The sequence below is a fragment of the Microbulbifer maximicatervae (SeqCode) genome (assembly GCF_052467305.1).
This window is the reverse complement of sequence record NZ_CP174306.1, coordinates 1,806,323-1,826,579: the sequence shown is the minus strand read 5'-3', so window position 1 is coordinate 1,826,579 and position 20,257 is coordinate 1,806,323. Positions and strand designations below refer to the sequence as shown.

Genomic DNA, 20,257 nt, shown 5'->3' with positions numbered 1-20,257 from the left:
ACAGGGAGTTCGCTATGTCCAAGCCAATCCTCCATATGGCCGGGATCACTAAGGTGTTCAGCACCGAAGAAATGGAAACTCACGCCCTGCGGGGCGTTGACCTGAGTATTTACCAGGGGGAATTTGTATCTATCTGCGGCCCCTCGGGTTGCGGTAAATCCACACTTCTCTCGATTCTCGGCCTGCTGGACCTCCCCACCAGCGGCAGCTATCAGATTGAAGGCATTGAAGTCGCTCAATTGTCGCTGAGTGAGGCGGCGACTATTCGCAACGAGAAAGTAGGCTTTATCTTCCAGTCCTTTAATCTGATTGACGAACTCTCTGTCTACGACAATATCGCCCTACCCCTGCGATACCGCCGCAATCCCATTCCCAAGCCTGAAGCCGACAAAAAAGTGAAACACTGCCTGGAGAAGGTGGGAATGAGTCACCGGGCCTCTCACAAACCTAACCAGTTATCCGGTGGCCAACAGCAGCGAATCGCCATAGCCCGCGCGCTAGTTGGCAATCCATCCCTGCTACTGGTGGACGAGCCCACCGGCAACCTGGATTCCCACAATGGCGATGCAGTAATGGAAATGCTGCGGCAACTCAATAATGAAGGTACCACCCTGTGCATGGTGACCCATGACCCTCGCTATGCAGATATGGCCAGCCGTCAATTGCATCTGCTGGATGGAAAAATCTCAACGCCGCAGCCCATACTAGAGCCCCATGAGATGGCCCTATGATCACCACAAAGGACCTGTCCATTGCCCTCCAGTCCCTCAATCGGGCGCGGAGCTACGCCACCACTATTATTCTGACCCTGGGTATCACTCTCGGCGCCCTGGTAACACTATTTAATCTCAACTACCAACTGTTAGCCGCACCCCTACCCTACCCGGACGAAGATCGGCTGTATGTCGTGAATGGTAATCTCTACCAGAACAAGCAGCTGCGGCTGGAAAACAACAGCCAATACCCTGCCCTGGTTGAAATCTATAAGAACGATAGTTTCTTCGAGTCCAGCGCCCTGGTGTACTTCTGGGAAGATGTGGTTCGCAATTTATCCGGATCACCACGGGTTAATGTTTCCTATGTCTCTCCGGAATATCTCCAGCTGGCTGGAGCACCCCTGGCCCTGGGCAGACAATTCAATGCCGATGAAGGGCTCGACAGCCGAGTCCCTGTGGCGGTTATCAGCTATCAAATCTGGGAGCAGATGTTCCGGCGCAACCCAAATGTCTTGGAGCAAAGCCTGCAATTTGGGGAGGTGGACTTTCGCATTGTCGGCGTCACCGCCAAAGACTTCATTGAACCCCAAATCTATAAGCAGGGCCGGCAAACGGCGGTCTGGCTGCCCTGGGACTTTAACGATACACAAGTAGAGCGCAGAAATAATTGGAGAGGCTTCCTGCCTTTCCGCATGCTCACAGGAAAGCTGAAGCCGGGCATTGACCCCGCCAGTGCGGGGCATGAATTGAGCACATTAATGGATGCTCAGTATCAAGCGGCCCTAGCGGGAAGATCCTCTTCGGTAGAAAGGTCCGTTGAATACCGACTCATCCCCTTCGCCAATAAAATACTTGGCGACAGCGCCACGCGAACCCTAATGGTAATGGGCGGTACACTGGTGCTTCTGTTAATTGCCTGCGCCAATGTTACCAACCTGATTCTTTCTCGCGCAGCCAAACAACAACGCAATATGGCGATACAGGCCGCGCTGGGCGCACATAAAAAACATATCTTTTTGGCCCTGCTATGTGAAATCGGCCTACTTATGTTAGGGGCTGCATTACTTTCTCTACTTTTAGCCCTGGGATCGACGGAAGTATTAAAGGTGATGGCTACGGAACAAATTCCTCGCATTCAAGAGCTCACCTTAAACTGGCAGACACTGGTTTTTGCACTGTTGTGTGCCTTACTGCTCGCCCTGTTCTTCTCAGCCATAGTCAGTCGCCAGGTTAATTACCGCGCACTGAATCAAATGCTGCGGAGCAGCGGCAAAGGTTCCGGCGTACAGATCTCGCCTCTAATCCGCAAAGTCCTCATCAGCAGCCAAGTGGCGATGACCAGTTTGCTTATCGTCGCCAGCTTGCAGATTTTCCTTCAAGCTAACCGACTGATTAACCAGCCCTTTGGCTTCCCCTTGGACAACGTTCAAGTGATGACTCTGAATATCGGCAATCTTAGGAGTGCCCCCACTGCCGAACGAGAGAGTTATCTGAAGGCCATCAGGCAAAGATTGCTGGAGCACCCTAAAGTACAAAATGCCAGCCTGAGCCTAAACACTCCTATCTCCATCAGCCGGCCACTCTGGACCACATCCCTGAGTCATTATGCCAGCCGACAAAACCCGGTGATGGCCAAGACCACAGTGGTCGACGAAAACTACCTTTCCATTTTGCGTATGCCTTTGATAGCTGGCCGCCATATCAATGCGGCTGAATTTTCCGATAACAATCGCATGATGCTCGTCAACGAAACCCTGGCCCAGCAACTGGAGCCGGATGGAGAAGTATTAGGCAATCGCTACTACTGGCGAGGTGACTTGCCCTACCAAGTGGTCGGTGTAGTACGCAACGCAAGCCTGCCCGGCAAAAAGGAACCCGCCCGCTTATTTGTGCGCGGTATCAACGTGAGCTATCCCCTACTCGTACTTAGACATAAGCCTCACCAACCGCTCAGCACCACAGAGATTAATCGGGAGTTTGCCGAAGTAAACAGGCAGTACAAAGTTTCTGAGCTATTCACCCTGGAGCAGGCGCGAGACCTACTCCTAAGCAATGACCGGGTCTCAGTTTGGGTAACCACCGCCCTGACATTACTGGCACTTAGCCTCGCTGCCATCGGTATCTTTGGGGTGCTCAGTTACAGTGTACAACTGCGGCGTACTGAGCTTGGCGTGCGCATGGCAATCGGCGCCCGCCCAGCGACGATTTTCTATCACACCCTGATCGATAGCCTGATTCCCGTCGTTATCGGTATCGCTGTAGCGACTTTGGTCCTAGTCCCTCTGGCGCTTTGGCTTGAGCAAAGCGAGTTCAGTATTGAAACCAGCCTATGGGGCTGGCTGCTACCACCATTGCTTATTATCGGCCTAACCGCCTCGGTGACCCTGCTTTCAGTATGGAAGATAATCAACAAGCCCGCGATTTACGCATTGCAAGGAACAGGATAATTACTTTCCACCTGTAGCCGCTGCTTGAGGTTGCGCGCTCATCGTGCAATCTTTACAGCAAATACAACAATAAGAAATGGAACAGCCAATGCAGCCTCAGCAGTGGTTATCAAACGGAAAGATTTTTGATTATCAAAACCACCAACTCTTCTATGTCGATAGCAACCCAAGCTGCCGACATAAACCAGTGCTGCTTTTGATTCACGGTTTTCCAACCAGTAGTTATGACTGGCAAAAGGTATGGGCCCAACTGACAGCGCACTATCGCTGTATTGCTATGGATATGCTGGGATTCGGTTACTCAGACAAACCCAAGCAGCATAACTACAGTATCCACGGGCAAGCTGATTTACATGAAGCTCTTCTGCAACATTTAAACATCAACAAGGTCCACCTGCTGGCCCATGACTATGGGGATACCGTTGCCCAGGAGTTACTCGCCAGAGCCAATAGCGGTGGTACCACGATGTATGCCTCAGCATGCCTGCTAAACGGAGGTCTATTTCCAGAAACTCATCAAGCGCGTTTCGTACAAAAACTGCTGCTCTCTCCCGCAGGCTTCCTGATCAATAAACTGATGAATTACCGGCAGTTTTGCCGCAGCTTCAGTGCCATTTTCGGACCAGAGACACAACCCTCTGACAGAGAGTTGCGAGACTTGTGGCAAATTCTCCAATATAAGAATGGCAACCGGCTCCTTTATAAACTAATCAGCTATATGCGCGACAGGCGCCAACATCGTCAGCGCTGGGTCGACGCCCTAAAGCAATACCCCGGCCCCCTATTACTAATCAATGGCTCATTAGACCCAGTTTCAGGGAAGCATATGGTGGATCGATTTCGGCAACTGATAGATCGGCCAACGGATATTGTTGAGCTGGGAACGATTGGGCATTATCCGCAGTGGGAAGCTCCTACTCTTCTAGTCTCGACATATCTAAAGTTTATTGAGGCCTATTCAAACAAAGAGTCTCAAGTCAGCCTATAAACAAAGCCTGGACTGCCAAAACCCACCCAAATTGATAAAAGGCCAGTATCAATGAAAGAATTTCCAAGAAATATAGCCCCATATAACAAAACCCCTGAATTCACTGAGGAGAATATCCCTCCAGGGCTATTGAAAGATCATACTACCAAGGAAGGCGTATGGGGGAAGATAGTGATCCTCTCCGGATCATTGGAATATACGATTCAAGAGCCCGAAGTGGAAATTATTGAACTGAGCCCTAAGAAGTTTGGCGTCGTAGAGCCAACTATAAGGCATCACATAAGACCGTTAGGGGATGTAAAATTTTATGTTGAATTCTATCGATAGAATCAAACTATCAAGTTAGCTAGACCTGGCTAACATTTTACTTCCTCAAGTTTCAGAAAGCTGATAGGCTCAGAAGGTATTTAGTGGCATACAACAAGGTGCGACCTACTATTGGTTAAGAAGGAAAGAATACACTACATTCAGGGGACGCTGTGGATACTTTTCTGTAAGCTCGTGATCGGCATCTATGCCTCATTCAAATCAAGCGTGGGGCATTCTTTCCATTCGCCTATCTACCACAAGTATCTCTGTGTAACGAATCATAATAGGTAAGGTTGATTTTAGATTACTACAGACTCGCTATCCCAGTAACACATCCTATGCCTAGCACCTTTAGCTGGATAAATTAAATCTAGCTCATCTTGAGATTTAGGGCCTTTATAGATATGTATTTTATAACCAAAGCTATCCAAAATCTTGGGTGAATAAAGGATCATAGAGGTCCCCACCGGGCAAAACTTCACCCTGTCATCAGCCTCCATTTGATCAAACAGCATCATCCAAGAGAAAAGATAAGGTTTTATTCCAGCGCCCTTCAAGAGCTCTTCTTGTTTTTTTAAGAAACTTACCTGATACCGAATAGAATCCACACGAGTATCGTTTGTGACATCATAATAATCATTACTTTTAACCTCCAAAATATTTACCAAACCTTGATAGGACGGCGCCCCATGAAAAAGAAGCAGTGCATCATCATGCACGATTCTCTTTTTGGCGGCGGCCATAATATAATTCGCACAAGCAGATGCACATAAATCAAAGCCAACAACTGTGCTTCTTAACCTTGAAATTTCCTCAGCAATATTCACTGCGGGACGACCTTCACCACCAGGGGACCTCACAACAACAGTTAAGTCGGAGCCATCTACCAAATTGGAGGTTTTAGATTTAAATTTTAGCTCGGCTTCATTGCGATGTATGGGTCCATCCATACAAATTCCACCAGAGACTTCCTTGATCTCAAACTTAGAGTCTCTTGCATTATCAAAAGAAAACTCCTTTGAATCAAACCAAGCTCCACAATGATTTACTATCTTTTTCTCTATCGCACTATAAGTCGCTTCAACAGCATGAGACTTAACTCCGCCTATACAATACAGCACCGAAAGAACAGCAATATATTTTTTAATCAACAGCGTGAATTCCAACAAAAAAGTTAGTGATGAATATTCTCACAAGCATAGAACCCTTTACTTGTATTGAGTTCAATAATTTTTCAGGCTTTCTTGCGCTGCATGCAGAAAAAACATGACAACCTCCAGCCATCAATATCCGGCCACAATTAGCCACAGGTAAAGGCTAATTTTTAATTACCCCTTTTTCCTTATACACCTATTCCTGCACCTCTCTAATAGTACTGGCGCACCATATAAAACTCCACGCTAAATTTGGAGCTTTCTCAAAACAAGCTGTAATACTCTGCATGCCGACATAATTGATATAAGCAAGCCAAGTAATGACTTTGGCTAGCTCGGCTGCAACAGCAAAGTGATAGTGTGTGAAAGACGGGGCAAAGGCAGATATTCTCCGTGGAAGTAGATTGCTTGTTTCTCCATAATTTACTAACTGAACATTCCTGCAACTACAAATCCTTTGTAACGACTTAATACCTTTCATGTGTTTATGGCATATTTATTCTTTCTCTATAATTAAGTCACGTGGTTGAATCACAAGGAATTACAGCAGCTACTTACGGCTGGTGGTCAGATCTGTAATATTTCTTAGTTTGGAAAGATCCCTGTCGGAGGTGCCCGATAGTGTGGTGAGTTCGTACCCTTGTTTCATTAAGGTCCCCTCTCTTAAATATCCAAGTAGAGTCAACTCACCACTTATCAAAAAACGAACACCTTGGTTGAATTTTACTCAGGACTACCAATTTTAGCCAAGCCTATTTGCCATCAATGACACAGGGTTTGGGCGGTCTAAGAATCATATGGTTGCCAAACTTACAAAATTTCTGGATAGTCGTTGGATATCAATAGTCATCAGAGAGCTTCTAGGTCAAAGCTCGCCGACTTTATACTCGGAAACAGTTTAACTACAGTAATAATTTGACTCAGCCATCCAAGATAGCAGTGTTCAAGCCCAAGGAAAAAATGACAACGAAATTAATATTATCTGCTCTAGTATCCCTAACTCTTACTAGTTGCGCACACCAAGAGGACACACTGAACAATGAGCTGTGGCCTGGGGATCTAAGTATGTATCAACTTAACTACTCTGAAGAGTTGCATCCTGTCAACATTCTGCCTCCTTATAGGCAGCCCAGAGTCAAAGAGCGCGATTATGAGAAACACCTTATCTCCGATCTTATAAATTGGTACATCACACCTAGATATATAAAAATCATTTTTTAGTGGCAATTATAGATTTCCACCTTACATTTTACTATTGAACGGAATTTTACTTTAGTGAATAGAACGATAGCCCTTACAGTAATCGCATTGGTTTTCCTTTGTTCGCCCTATTCGCATGCGGAAAAGTGTGATAAAAAATATTTAGAGGAGATGGAATATACAGATATTGAGTGTCAGTTCTACATGGGAACAGCTGCGTATCGACATGAAATTTATTCAGTCGCAGCCTCGCATTGGAAATATATCTTAGAGACACCTATAAAATATGCAAGAGATGCAGAGATAAAGGCAATGGCGCTAAGTACATTAACTTTTCTCACTTATAACGGCTTAGGTGTTGAGCAGGACCGGGCCGCTGCTGTCGACACATGGAAGCAAGTCGTAAAAAAAGGTGGTTTTGAAGCGCGAAGGCACCTCGGTGCTGCCTATTCAGACGACAACTTTAAATACAGAGACCCTGTTCAGGCACTGGGCTGGTATGAGTCTATATTTTTACTCTATCCAAACCATAAAGATCTCAGTGAATCCGATCAGAGTATTTATCTGGATGCGAAGAGAGAGGTTAAAAGATTGAAAGCGCTTCTGAGCTCAGAGGAACAATCAAAAGCTTTACACTTTGCAAAATCAACCATGTAAAACCAATCCGGACTTGCTATGTACCTTTCACTATTGATATATGGTTCTTAAAGAAGAGCATAAAGCAGCAGTGATAATTAATGAATATCAAGTCTGCCCTTTTTGGAGGAAGAGGAAGCTTCCCTAAAGAATTATCACACATAGAAACTACCAGTTGCCATCACTCCGATGGCCAGACGTGTAGAGTTCAATATGAAATATATCCCACTTAAATATCTATCTCTTTTTCTTGGATTTGTCGCTCATACCTCCCTCGCTGTTGAGACAGAGGAGGGTTACGATTCTCACAACGACAAAGCTACGCCGGAAAATATCCAACTAGCAGAACTATTTAACCAGGATCAAAATGCACGCAATATACCTCACAGTCAAATTGACTGGAGTTCACTCAATAAAGAAGACGAGGATCGACGAAAAAAAGTCTCAAAAATGCTAGCAGAAGGCCGAATCAGAACCTCAGAGGATTACTATAATGCGGCACTTATCTTTCAGCATGGTAATAAATCAGAAGATATAAGACTGGCCCATGCTCTTGCCACTATTGCAGCAACCCTGGCAGAGGATAAGAATAAAGCTAATTGGCTAAAAGCGGCCACTTGGGATCGCTTAATGATGAATCTTGGTCGGCCACAGTGGTACGGCACTCAGTTTGTTAAAGATGACTCTGGAAACTGGAGCCTTTATAACATTGATTCTGATATAGTTTCTGATCAGCAGCGAATAGATTGGTCCGTTCGTACACTAGAAGAATCAAAGGCCATGGAAAAGTCGCTAAATAGTAAAAAGAAAAGTAAGCATTAATAAAGCTTTACAGAGCCAGCCAGCGGGTATCTGGCTAGTCAGTTCACCACCAATCTCTGGCCAATGCTATCAACCATAGGGAGAGACAACAGTATGATACGAGCAGTTAAAGCTTCTGACTCTGCTGGGATTGCTAAAATCTACAATTACTATGTGGAGAATACCTGTATCACTTTTGAGGTAGAGCCAGTTTCTGCAGAAATTATCGCCGACCGAGTCGAAGAATGCTCAAAAAACAATCTTCCCTGGTTAGTTGCTGAGAATGAGGGCCGTTTAATTGGCTATTGTTATGCCAGTAAATGGAAAGGACGCTGTGCTTACCAGTATTCGGTGGAGGCTACCGTGTACTTGGACACAAACTATTCTTCTAAAGGCTGGGGCTCGAAGCTCTATAATGAACTGTTTAAACAGTTAAGTGAACTCAATGTCCACGCAGTAATCTGCGGCATAGCTCTACCAAATGCAGGCAGCGTAGCACTTCATGAGAAGTTTGGAATGGAAAAAGTTGCTCATTTCAGAGAAGTCGGCCGAAAATTTAACCAGTGGATAGATGTTGGTTATTGGCAGTGCTTACTCCCCTTAAGAAAGGAGAAAGCATGAAATAAGCACATCATGAGGGAGTACATTTTAAGCAACTTTTATGTACCCACATTAACCCCACTAGGGATTTTTAACCTAAATTTTACCAAATTTTCTCTAATCTAAGGTCATAACTGCGCGCTTTTGCGCAGCAAGGGCTATTACATTGAGTAGCCGAGACTTTATTGAGGGCACTGATTTCCCTCTCACATTTATACCCAAAATAAAAGTGGACAACTTATCATTGAGAGGAATGCAGCAATTAATGAATTGCATTTAATTTAGCTCTTACTCCATCAAAAGTTACTGGCCTACATGATCATTACACTTTTCACCCCGGAACCCCACCTCATTTAATGTAAGATAAAAGCTAAAATCCAGAAAAGACACGATAGCTAAAAACAAACATTCGACCACCATCAAACAATTAAATATATTCGCAAAACGGAACCAGGTTAGGGTAAGATCACCAATAGAGCCAAAAATATAGGTAATTATAATTAAGGAAATGATATGATTTTTTCAACTACAGAAACTGTACCAGGAAGAGATATATCGGAGGTGCTAGATATCGTTACGGGCAACGTTGTTCAATCAAAACATATCGGCCGTGACTTAATGGCAGGTATAAAGAGTATTGTCGGTGGAGAGATACGAGGCTATACGGAAATGCTGACCGAAGCGAGAAACAAAGCTTTTCAAAGATTGAGTGACAGTGCCCGGCAAAAAGGCGCTGATGCCGTGGTAGGAATTCGTTTTACTACAAGTGCAATTATGGATGGCTCCTCAGAAATTCTTGTTTTTGGTACAGCTGTAAAACTAAAAAAATAGGTTGGAATGCCCCTAAAGTTCTACCGCAAACTGCCCCAGTTTTCTCCGCACCGCAGGAATAGAACTGGCGGCAGCGATTAACGCTCGAAATTCAAATCTTGCTTTCAGGGATTGTCCAGTAATCATTTTCCGGCCACGCTCAGTTACTTCAATAACCTTTTTATCTTCTTGATGGCGCAATTCAGAGTAGCCTAGAAGCTGCCCCTCAGTGATTCTTTTTGCCAATTCGGCTGCATCAGCTATCCCAAGGTTCATACCTCGACCCCCAACCGGAGAGTGGCAATGGGCAGCATCCCCAGCTAGATGTATCCTGCCCTTTGAATAAGTTTCCGCTTGCCGAATTGAGATTTTAAAGGTTCCCTCCCGCCTAACCCTCTTAACATCCACCGCCATCGGAAATGCCTTAATTGCATTATCACAGCTAGCTACCAGACGGTGTCTGCCTTCTCCCAAAGGCACCGCAACAGCGACCACGCCAGATTCCATTTTGACCAAGGTAAACTTTCTTTTAGGAGGCCAATCCCCTGTATCAACATCCGCGATTGACCACACTTCTTCCAAATCAAATCCAGGATAACTGATACCTGCAGCTTCACGAACAGTACTACGAATACCATCCGCTCCTACGACCAGGTCAAATCGCTCCTCTTCACCATTATCAAAAAAAGCCACTACCCCACTCTTTTCCTCGGTAAGGGTTTTGAGTTCTTTCCTGTATTCAACTTCGACTCCCATACCAGATAAAACCTGAGCCATGAGAGCTTCAGTTCTGTCTTGAGGAAGTCCAAGAATGGCGGGGAAATAGGTCCGATTGGAATGGAGGGGAAACTCTAGTGCTAAATGCGTATTTAGGTAAATGCATGCGCTCTGAACAGCGATCCCCTCAGCAATCAATTTTTCAGAAACGCCAGAGTGTGAAAGCAACTCAAGGCTGCGAGAAGTAACTCCCACCGCTCGACTAAGGGTTGAAGCGCTATCCCGGCGGTCCACAATTCTTGGCAATAACCCTCGCCGAGCAAGCTCGACCGCTGTAGTAAGGCCAGTGGGCCCAGCCCCAACAATCAGTACTTTCACAGGCTACCTCATATAACCCCACCTAACAGTAAGATAGTACATATGAAAGAGTAAAGGTGACTATCTGGTCTGAGACTCCCGATAAAAACCTAGGCCGCTATCTGTGATCTCTTTACAGCAATACCAGTCACCGCTTGGTGAGAACGTACTTAAACTTGCGAAGTCGAAACCTCTAATATCTGGCAACGATCTACAAAAGACTCGTCTTGGCAATAAGTACCCACTGTTATATCGATATTTTTTATATTTCAGCTCTTAGGTATAATTTCTAAATGATTACACCACTTTACGATGATGTACATGAACTCGCACTTGAGATAGTCAATAAATCCGCCTCTGGGGATAAAGCTGGGTGCCAAGACTCCCTCAACTCGCTAGAGAGACTATGCGCAAAATATGCCGGAGGCGAGCTAGACCATCCCCTACAGTGGGAGGCTCTGGGTGATTTTTCAGAAAGCTGTGAGGATGCAATACAGGCATACACCCAGGGACTTAACTGCTCCATAAAATTAGATCTCCCTTTGTATTCAGCTTCAATTGCCCTGGAAATGGCTGAACGTTTTTTGAGGCTAAACAATCAAGATAAAGCCTTGAAATTTGCCCATAAAGCACGTACTTATTCTGTCAGTGCAGAGGATTACGAACTACAAAAATCCATTAACAATTTCCTTAGAAATCTTATACAGGTTTAGTTTATCCTTAAAGACCATCCAAGCTGAGTTATCATAGTTAACTAAAACAATGATTCTAAGATCACTGATTACTTCTATAATAGTCAGCCTAAGTTACACTCTGGCTGCACATTACATTTACGATAACTCTTTTGGTGAAGGTGAAATTCTGAAGCTCCAGGCCTCCATGTTGATGTTTCAGGCTTTAGTCGTTTTCATACCTACATTAACTGCCTGCTTACTAATCACATTCTGGCAAAGCAAGCTCAATAGAAAGGCAAAATAAGATATTCTGTATGCCCCCAACTTCAAGCATCATGGCTACCGCTTCAAAAATCAGCCTTTGCCTTATAGCAAGTTCAATAGCAACTCTTATTTCCATTATGGAGTACTGGCGAGGGCTTAATGGTAACGAACTGCTTCTAGCCAGAAGTGTCTCCGCTGTAACAGCTGCCGGAAATGATGGTGTTACCGAAGTTCAAGTTATCATAATGGCTCTAGGCTTATCGGCACTTTTGGCCTTAAGCTCTCTGACAGTGGTGACGATTTACAGGATCAGGCATGGCCGCCACAAACTCTATCAGCCTTTAGCGTTCTGTTCCACAGTTCTATGCCTGGGCATTATTTATGTTGGGTTTAAGTCCGGTATTCAGTATAGTCTTTGAAGTAGGATAAGCTTAGGCTAATACTGAGGCATAACAAAGGAATATCAAAGTGAAAAGAATTGCCACCGCACTGCTATTTTTATTTGCGGCGATTGCCTGCTACGCTTTCGGAGTCCCTGTGGGAGGAGTAATCTTCCTTGCTCTTGGCATTATCTTTGAAGGGATCTTCTGGATTAAGCTATTTAAACGTAAAAAGAAGCCAACATAGGTGTAGTGATACAACGTTATTTCGCTTAGATTCAATTGAACTAGTGATTATCGAATAAACTACACGCCTCAACCTGGCACCATAGAACAGGAAGGTCGCTTACTCCCTAAGCCACCTAATTGCCATCCCATCATTCTATAAATTTATTTTCCAGCCATCAGTAATCCCCACCTCACTATTGGTACACACTTGCATCAGGAATAGATACCGAGCACGGAAACCATGGAGGAAACTTGAGACATATTTAAAGACGGACTAAATTGTGCGTCGTTAAATGGATTCTATAAGGAAATACCCATGTCCCTTCACCGCTCACCACGCTGGATTGCGGTCATTCTTCTTTGTCTTATTGCTATGGCTTGCTCACAAGAAAAGTCAGAGAAGAAACTCGCTGACACCCCCAAGCTTGCGGAAGGCGGGAGCGTTGAAGAGGGTAACAACCAGGCACAAGCTCTCAGCCCCACTGAGAAAGTGCATAAAAAAGAAGCGGCCTCTTCTAGTGAAATAAGCTCGAAAGCTGATGAAGTTCGGCGCACTTCTGAAACTAATTCTACTGAGCTGACAGAGAATGATGCTACCCCTGCACAAGTCACAGCCAGTGCCAGTACTCAAATCTCCGGGGATCACTTTCTAAAGGTCCTCCATGTTGGGGAGCGGACGTTTAAAGATGCACGGGCCATCGCTGTTATCTTTTCTGAACCTTTACTGGGCAATGCCCATTTTGGCTCCTACTTGAATCTATCCCGTGACGATGGCGAGCATGTAGATGGTGGTTGGGTTCTCTCCGATAACCAGAAAATTCTCTATTTTCCTCATATTGAACCAGATACTCGCTATAAACTCACCGTGCTCCCGGGTCTGCCCGGCGAAAACGGCTTGGAGTTACAGGAAGAGAAACAGGAGAAGATTCGCACCCGACGGATTGAGCCCAGTATCAGCTTTGCCAGCAATGGAAGTATTTTTCCCGCGACGGTAACTCCCGGCCTACCTGTTACTGCAGTCAGTGTTGAAGCTGCACAGATTCACTTCCATAGAGTGAAACCTGAGCATTATTCCGAGTTCTTCAGGCTAATCAAAAGCCAGTCACTAAAATACTACTATCGCTTAAAATCCCTCAATCAAGTGGCCGATTTTGTCTATAGTGCCCAGTTCGATCTCACCAAGGAGAAATACGTCCAGCGAGATTTCGACCTCTCTATCGGGCATATAAAGCCCCTGCAACAACCAGGAATCTACGTCGCAGTTATGCAGCCGGCAGGCATTTATGACACCAATCTCTATGATGTCACCCACTTCTCTATCTCAAACTTAGGCCTTCATGCGCGGTACTATCCAAACAGTGTGGACCTCTATGTTTCATCTCTGGATGAAGGGCAGGCTCTTAAGGGCATTGAAGTTGAGCTGCTCAACAACAAAGGGGAGCTAATCCAGCAATACACAACCGACCAAGACGGCCAGGTGCGCTTTGCTCTGACACAGGAACAGGAAGACTCTCAACGCTTCTTCATCGCAAGAGATCCTGATACCGGTCACTTCTCCATGCTCGACCTGCGTGAACCTGCATTGGACCTTTCGGATTTTCAGTTGGGCCAACGCCCTTCAAGACCGATGGAATTTTTCATGTATGGCCCGCGAGATCTGTATCGCCCCAATGAATCGATCCAGGTGAGCGGGCTGCTGCGCAACTATGATGGTCGCTATATCAAAGACCTACCGATCAAGGCAGAACTCATAAAGCCGGACAATACCAGCGCGCGCGCATTCACATGGCACGCCAGCGCGCCCGGATACTACGAAAAGCTTATCCCACTTCCACAAAATGCACCTACCGGTGACTGGCGCCTGGATGTTGAGCTAGCCGATGGGCGCAAAGTGAATTATCCATTTAAGGTAGAAGAATTCCTGCCAGAGCGAATGAAGCTGGTTTTGCAAGATGGTAAAGAGCGCAGTCTGGTAGAGGGCCACAAAGAATCTTTCGAACTTCAAGTAGAAGGTAGTTATCTCTATGGTGCGCCAGCGGCAAAGAACCGCCTGGAAACTCTGGTGCAAATTAGCCACTATCGCGAGCCCTTCCCCCAGTGGAAAGGGTTCTTATTTGGGAACACTAATGAATCTTTGCCCACGCGACAGTTTCATGCCCCAACAATTGAGCTCAATGAGGAAGGGTTGAGCAATCTGACCTTGCGCTCCCGTTGGAAACGAGCGAAGAGCCCGCTGAAAATCAACTTGGTTTCCAGCCTGTTCGAATCCGGCGGCCGCCCGGTAACTCGCCAACATCCAGTCCTGGTATGGCCCAAACACCCGGTGGTAGGTATTCGCCCAAATTTTGGAGAGGAAAACCCATCGGCCAACAGCAGGCCTGAATTTGAAATAGTGGTTGCCGACGCACAGGGCGAGCCTGTTATCGGGCGGGATCTCAAAGCGGTGTTGATTTCCGAAGACCGCCAGTACTTTTGGGAGTACTCTGCAAATCGGGGCTGGCACTATGAATACTCAAGTGCTGAATTTGAAACTTTCAGTCGCCAGCTCCAATTCACCGAAGAGCAACCCCTGAAGCTCACAGTCCCAGTAGAACACGGCCACTACCGCTTAGAAGTCACTGATACCAATACGGGGGCAACCAGCAGCTTACGCTTCCACGCCGGCCGGGACTGGTATTACTGGTGGCGTAAGGACCAAGTAGCCAAAGGCCAGGCTGCGCGTCCAGATACCGTGGCCCTGTCACTGGATAAACCAAGGTACTCTTCTGGAGATCTGGCGCAACTCACCATAGTACCGCCCGCTGACGGAGAGGCGTTGGTGTTGGTGGAGAGCGACCAACTATTGTGGTCCAAACGACTACCTGTAGAAAAGTCGGGCACCAATATCGAAATCCCAATCTCTCCTGAGTGGGATCGCCACGACACCTATATTTCTGTTACTGCTCTGCGCCCTGCGGACAAGAATGAGCGTATCGCCCCCAATCGCGCTTTTGGTCTCGCCCACTTGCCCCTGGATCGCGATCCTCGGCGTCTGCCCATTTCACTAGAAGCGCCCACGAATGCCCTGCCCGGCTCGGAAATTGAAGTTACCATTTCTGCCGACGAAAATTCTATTGAACAAAACGGAAGCAAAGCCTGGGCCACCCTGGCCGCCGTCGATGTCGGCGTACTCAATATCACCCGCTTCAAAACCCCGGATCCCTTCGAGGCCTTTTTTGGCCAGCGCCGTTACGGTGTGGATGTAAGGGATATCTATCATCGCATTATTGAATCCAACAGTGGCAAACTGGTGGAGCAACGTTTTGGCGGCGATGCGGAACTGGCCCGAGGCGGCGACGAGCCCAACTCCGATGTTCAAATAGTATCTTTATTCTCAGGACCCGTTGAATTTGATACTCAGGGCCAAGCAAAGGTCGCGCTACAACTACCGGAGTTTAACGGACGGCTGCGCCTGATGGCGGTTTCTTTCAGCAAAGACCGATTCGGTAGCACCGACGGAGAAGTAACAGTCGCCTCACCGGTTGTCACCCAAGCCGCCTTGCCTCGCTTTATGGCCCCCGGTGATAGCAGTACACTGGCCCTTGACCTCAATAACTTAAGTGGCCGCTCCCAAAAACTCACTGTAAATATGCAATCAGTGGGCGCGGTAGATTTGGAAATGGGTGAGCGGATGCTGGAACTGGCGGATGGTGAACGCAAAACTTTGCGCTTCCCAATCACCGCCAAGGATGCCACCGGAGATGCGGAGTTCAAACTGGTCGTGCAGGGTGCCGTCGATAAAGATGGAAATGATATCGATATCGAACAGCAGTGGCGCCTGGGCGTGCGCCCCGCTTGGCCGGCAACCACACGCAACCAACGCAGACTCCTGTCCCAGGGAGAGAGCTTCAGTGCCGATAGCAGCTTCCTGGATTCTCTAATGCCTGGAACTGTTCAAACCCTGGTATCCCTGGACAGCCGACCGCAACTGCAGTTACAGGATCACCTATCCAACCTGCTGCAATACCCCTACGGCTGCCTGGAACAAACCTCCAGCCGGACCTTCCCACTAGTCATGGCAACGCCGCAGCGACAGCAAAAACTGGGCCTTGAACCTCTGGATGAGAATGAGCGGGCCGAACGTATCGACGCAGGTATTGAACGCATTTTCAGTATGCAAAAAGGGAACGGCAGCTTTGGCCTATGGAGTTCCGAGTCTTCCGAAAGCCAGTGGCTAACCGCCTATGTAGTCGATCTTCTATTGCGGGCCCGGGACCAGGGAATCGTATTTGACGATAACCGCCTGGAATCCGCACTCAAGCGCCTGCAGGACTATGCCCGTGGGCGCGGTGCTTTCTATCAGCAACGCTATAGCTATAGTCCCAATTTCTATGCTTATGCCTCAAGAGCTTACGCAGCCTATGTGCTCTCACGAGTACAGAAAGTGTCTCTCGGGCAACTGCGTACCCTTTATGAAAGCGGCTCGAGCCTGACCCAATCTCCCTTACCAAACCTGCATATGGCAATCGCTTTGCACACCATGGGCGATGCCACCCTGGCCCAGCAGGCCCTGCAAAAAGCGCTTAAAATCGAGCGCAAACGCCGCAGCTACTATGGCGATTATGGATCAGACCTGCGGGATACGGCCCAAATGATCTCCCTGCTCCTAGAGCACAATTTCGCAGGTGATAAAACGGAATCCCTGGTGTTCGAGCTGGCCGATCTTCTCCACGGTCGCCAATACCTCAGCACCCAGGAGCGCAATAGTGTGTTTATGGCTGGAGCACAGTTGCAACTCAATAGCAGTGCAAACTGGTCTGCGACTTTGGCCAGTATTGATGGCTTGCGCGAGCTCAATAGCGATAATCCGCACAGCGCATTATTCCGCGGGCGCGAAGCCGCCAGCGCACTTGAAGTAACTGCACAGATAGAAAAACTCTATGCAGCAATTACCATCAATGGTTACAGCAAGAAGTCACCTGAGGCGGAGATGGATAAAGGTGTCAGAATTAAACGCAGCTACCACAATTTGGATGGCACGGAAGTCATTCCCAATCAAGTTCGTGAGGGCGAGCTTTACCTGGTGCGCTTGCAAATTGACGCGGACCAACGCCTGCCCGACCTACTTGCAGTAGACCTATTGCCCGCAGGTTTTGAGCTGGAGAATCAAAACCTGGCCGACAGTGTCAAAGTGGATGAACTCGAGTTCGATGGCAAAAGTATCGCTCAATGGCAGGACACCCAGGACAATATCCAACACACTGAATATCGCGATGACCGCTTTGTAGCGGCACTGGATCAGCTGAGATACAAAACCACCAATCTCTTCTATATCGCCCGCGCAGTAACCCCCGGCAACTATCAGGTGCCCCCACCCTACGTAGAGGATATGTACAAACCGGAACGCTTCGCTATCGGTGAAAATCCCCTAACGCAAATGCGGGTAATCGGTAAACAGTGAAGCTGTTGGCCACTATCCGGAGAGCCTGGCAAAGCAGCAGTCGCAGAGTTCGCGCACTGCTGCTTGTGCCCGCCGCCCTCACAGCGGTACTGCTACTGCTCGACTTTGCTTTCCCTCCACCTCTTCCCGAAACTCAAGATTTTGCACGGGTCGTTGCAGATCGTTACGGCAAACCACTACGCTTCTTTGCCGACAGTCGCGGAGTTTGGAGATACCCAATATCTCGGGAAAATGTATCACCGCGCTTTATCGAAGCTCTTCTCAACTACGAAGACCGACACTTCTATCGGCACCCAGGCGTAAACCCGCTAGCCCTATTGCGAGCTTCAGTCCAATACCTTCGCAATGGACGAGTCGTTTCCGGCGGTTCCACTCTCACCATGCAGGTAGCGCGACTACTGGACCCACACCGCAAAACTCTGCCGGGCAAAACCAAGCAGATATTGCGTGCATTGCAATTGGAGTGGCACTTCAGCAAGAATGAAATTCTCGATCTGTACCTGAACCTCGCACCTTACGGTGGCAATATTGAAGGCGTGGAAGCAGCCAGCCGCCTATACCTGCGTAAACCAGCCTCCGACCTTACCCATGCGGAAGCTGCACTGCTAGCTGTACTGCCTCAGGCTCCGAGCCGCCTGCGGCCAGATCGGCATCCTCTAAAGGCACAAAAAGCCCGGGACAAAGTTCTGGATAGACTGCAGTCATTTACCGTCTGGAGCGCAGAGGATGTTGAGCGCGCTCAACTTGAGCAGGTCTATGCGGAACGCTTGGAATTCCCACAAAACGCCCCACACCTAGCTCGCAGACTGGTAAATACCATCAGCGATCAGGAAGTTATTCGCACCACAATCGACGGCAACATCCAGCGCGGATTGGAAGATTTTCTGCGCGATCATATGGATAGCTATCCAGCCAAAACATCTGCAGCTGTTGTAGTTTTGGAGAATTCCGATTTATCCGTGCGCGCCTACGTGGGAGCTTCTCATTTTGGTAACGGGCGCCGCTATGGCTATGTGGATATGGCCAGGGCTGTACGCTCACCGGGCTCTACGCTCAAGCCCTTTTTGTACGGACTTGCCATTGATGAGGACCTGATCCACAGCGCCTCCCTGCTCAGCGATGCGCCCCGCATCTACGGCGATTACCGCCCTGAAAATTTCCATCGAGGCTTCGCCGGCCCTGTCACCGCCACTGCCGCCCTTCAGAAATCTTTCAATGTCCCTGCAGTTCAGCTACTGGAACATTACGGCCCCGGTCGATTGGCCGCAGCCCTGGAAAATGCCGGACTAGCACTAGAGTTTCCCAGTAACGGTAGACCCAACTTGGCCATGATTTTGGGGGGCGTAGGTGCTCGTCTTGACCAGCTGACAGGTATTTATGCCGCACTGGCACGGGGAGGCCAGACTGCAGCTCCCCGCTATTTACCCGAGGAGCCCGTACGTGAAAGGCATCTGATGTCTTCTGAGGCAGCTTGGATTACATTTGAGATGCTCGCTTCCAATCGCGGAGGTTCCCGCCGTTGGCGCAATCTGGTGCGGCAAAACAAGGCAGATATCGCCTGGAAGACAGGCACCAGCTACGGCTACCGGGATGCCTGGGCGATTGGCGTAACTCCGGGCTACACCGTCGGCATTTGGGTAGGCCGACCGGATGGCACTCCCCTACCCGGTTACTATGGCTCCATTAGTGCTACACCTCTGTTGAACGCAGTTATCGCCGCATTACCAGACAACAAACAACAGCATCTGAAAAAGCCAGATTCAGTAACTCAAGAGACTGTTTGTTGGCCGCTTGGGGGCCAGAAGACGCTCACACAAACCAGCCACTGCCATCTGCAACACAACGCCTGGTTAATCCAAGGGCGCACACCCAGAACACTATCGCCGCAAGGTGAGCCTCTGCGGGCAGCACAAACCTTTAGTTTCTTTGCAAACCGGCAAGGTATGCGGGTAAAGCCCAGTTGTATGGATTCTACTACTGAAAGGCATAGCCTAGCCCTTTGGCCGAAAGAACTGGAATCCTGGCTACCTGCAAGCCAAACCCGGGCCCAACAAATTCCTCCGACGGCTCCCGAGTGTTACACCCCAACTGCAACAACAGGGACTCCACTAAAGATTATCGGAGCTGGAGATGGTAACCAGTATCGAGCTACCGGAAAAAATGCCCCACTTCCGCGCTTAACTCTAAGCGCGATTGGCGGACAGGGAAAGCGCTATTGGTTCCTAAACGGTGAACCCAAGGGCGAAACCCTCGGAAACGAAAACCTGGCACTACTTCCGGGAAGTGGTAAGCACCAAATTGCTGTACTGGATGCTAGCGGGAATGTCGATCGGATTGAGATTTTTGTAGGAAGCGACAACTGATTTTCATAAAGCAGAAGACTGCCATGTCGTTTCTCTCACAGAATATATCCCTTAGTGTCACCCTATCGGCAATCGAGTGTCAGCATTGGCGTAGAACATCGTAGTTCGGATTTAATTTTAGTAACTCCCAAAATAGGGAACACACGAATGCACAGCACACCTTAAACGCAGTA

15 protein-coding genes are annotated in these 20,257 nt (G+C 47.9%); 12 read left to right on the top strand and 3 right to left on the bottom strand.

Going from position 1 to position 20,257, the window contains the following annotated elements; genetic code table 11:
* Nucleotides 1-14 precede the first annotated feature (14 nt).
* The 4 genes from ACJJI4_RS08185 (at nucleotide 15) to ACJJI4_RS08170 (ending at nucleotide 4,478) form a co-directional block, all read left to right on the top strand.
* A complete protein-coding gene (locus ACJJI4_RS08185) occupies nucleotides 15-731 on the top strand; it encodes an ABC transporter ATP-binding protein (RefSeq protein ID WP_444927696.1) in 717 nt (238 codons plus the stop codon).
* On the top strand, nucleotides 728-3,163 hold the full coding sequence (locus tag ACJJI4_RS08180) for an ABC transporter permease (RefSeq protein WP_444927695.1): 2,436 nt from the start codon (nucleotides 728-730) through the stop codon (nucleotides 3,161-3,163). The genes ACJJI4_RS08185 and ACJJI4_RS08180 overlap by 4 nt, the downstream gene beginning before the upstream one ends.
* A gap of 88 nt (nucleotides 3,164-3,251) precedes the next feature.
* Nucleotides 3,252-4,151, top strand: a complete 900-nt coding sequence (locus ACJJI4_RS08175; RefSeq protein WP_444927694.1) for an alpha/beta fold hydrolase — start codon at nucleotides 3,252-3,254, stop codon at nucleotides 4,149-4,151.
* 51 nt (nucleotides 4,152-4,202) lie between these two features.
* The gene (locus ACJJI4_RS08170) at nucleotides 4,203-4,478 is read left to right on the top strand and encodes a TehB-like domain-containing protein (protein ID WP_444927693.1); all 276 of its coding nucleotides are present in this window, start codon (nucleotides 4,203-4,205) and stop codon (nucleotides 4,476-4,478) included.
* Between the two features lie 281 nt (nucleotides 4,479-4,759).
* On the opposite strand, the gene ACJJI4_RS08165 is transcribed toward ACJJI4_RS08170, so the two are convergent.
* Nucleotides 4,760-5,611, bottom strand: a complete 852-nt coding sequence (locus tag ACJJI4_RS08165; protein ID WP_444927692.1) for a hypothetical protein — start codon at nucleotides 5,609-5,611, stop codon at nucleotides 4,760-4,762.
* A 1,278-nt stretch (nucleotides 5,612-6,889) separates the two neighbouring features.
* Between ACJJI4_RS08165 and ACJJI4_RS08160 the strand changes: the two genes are divergently transcribed.
* The 4 genes from ACJJI4_RS08160 to ACJJI4_RS08145 all read left to right on the top strand — a co-directional run bounded on the left by ACJJI4_RS08160 (nucleotide 6,890) and on the right by ACJJI4_RS08145 (nucleotide 9,682).
* Nucleotides 6,890-7,471, top strand: coding sequence for an SEL1-like repeat protein (locus ACJJI4_RS08160; RefSeq protein WP_444927691.1), 582 nt, complete (start codon nucleotides 6,890-6,892; stop codon nucleotides 7,469-7,471).
* 192 nt (nucleotides 7,472-7,663) lie between these two features.
* Nucleotides 7,664-8,272: a hypothetical protein gene (locus ACJJI4_RS08155; RefSeq protein ID WP_444927690.1), complete on the top strand. Its 609-nt coding sequence runs from the start codon at nucleotides 7,664-7,666 to the stop codon at nucleotides 8,270-8,272.
* A 93-nt stretch (nucleotides 8,273-8,365) separates the two neighbouring features.
* Nucleotides 8,366-8,872 carry an arsinothricin resistance N-acetyltransferase ArsN1 family B gene (locus ACJJI4_RS08150; protein WP_444917043.1) on the top strand — a complete coding sequence of 169 codons (507 nt, stop codon included), beginning with the start codon at nucleotides 8,366-8,368 and terminating at the stop codon, nucleotides 8,870-8,872.
* Nucleotides 8,873-9,364: 492 nt separating this feature from the next.
* On the top strand, nucleotides 9,365-9,682 hold the full coding sequence (locus ACJJI4_RS08145) for a heavy metal-binding domain-containing protein (RefSeq protein ID WP_444927689.1): 318 nt from the start codon (nucleotides 9,365-9,367) through the stop codon (nucleotides 9,680-9,682).
* Between the two features lie 12 nt (nucleotides 9,683-9,694).
* On the opposite strand, the gene ACJJI4_RS08140 is transcribed toward ACJJI4_RS08145, so the two are convergent.
* Nucleotides 9,695-10,756 (bottom strand): FAD-dependent oxidoreductase, encoded by a 1,062-nt coding sequence (locus ACJJI4_RS08140; RefSeq protein ID WP_444927688.1) that lies wholly within the window; start codon nucleotides 10,754-10,756, stop codon nucleotides 9,695-9,697.
* Nucleotides 10,757-11,028: 272 nt separating this feature from the next.
* Here ACJJI4_RS08140 and ACJJI4_RS08135 point away from each other — a divergent pair, with 272 nt between their 5' ends.
* On the top strand, nucleotides 11,029-11,448 hold the full coding sequence (locus ACJJI4_RS08135; RefSeq protein WP_444927687.1) for a hypothetical protein: 420 nt from the start codon (nucleotides 11,029-11,031) through the stop codon (nucleotides 11,446-11,448).
* Between the two features lie 220 nt (nucleotides 11,449-11,668).
* Here the strand turns inward: ACJJI4_RS08135 and ACJJI4_RS08130 are convergent, their stop codons facing one another.
* On the bottom strand, nucleotides 11,669-11,809 hold the full coding sequence (locus ACJJI4_RS08130) for a hypothetical protein (RefSeq protein ID WP_444927686.1): 141 nt from the start codon (nucleotides 11,807-11,809) through the stop codon (nucleotides 11,669-11,671).
* Nucleotides 11,810-12,141: 332 nt separating this feature from the next.
* On the opposite strand from ACJJI4_RS08130, the gene ACJJI4_RS08125 reads away from it, so the two are divergent.
* The 3 genes from ACJJI4_RS08125 to pbpC all read left to right on the top strand — a co-directional run bounded on the left by ACJJI4_RS08125 (nucleotide 12,142) and on the right by pbpC (nucleotide 20,084).
* A complete protein-coding gene (locus ACJJI4_RS08125) occupies nucleotides 12,142-12,300 on the top strand; it encodes a hypothetical protein (RefSeq protein WP_282932647.1) in 159 nt (52 codons plus the stop codon).
* Between the two features lie 297 nt (nucleotides 12,301-12,597).
* Complete coding sequence (locus tag ACJJI4_RS08120; RefSeq protein WP_444927685.1) at nucleotides 12,598-17,721, top strand: alpha-2-macroglobulin family protein; 5,124 nt, start codon at nucleotides 12,598-12,600, stop codon at nucleotides 17,719-17,721.
* Entirely contained in the window at nucleotides 17,718-20,084 is a 2,367-nt protein-coding gene (gene pbpC / locus ACJJI4_RS08115; RefSeq protein WP_444927684.1) for a penicillin-binding protein 1C, read from the top strand. Before ACJJI4_RS08120 ends, pbpC begins: the two co-directional genes overlap by 4 nt.
* Nucleotides 20,085-20,257 lie beyond the last annotated feature (173 nt).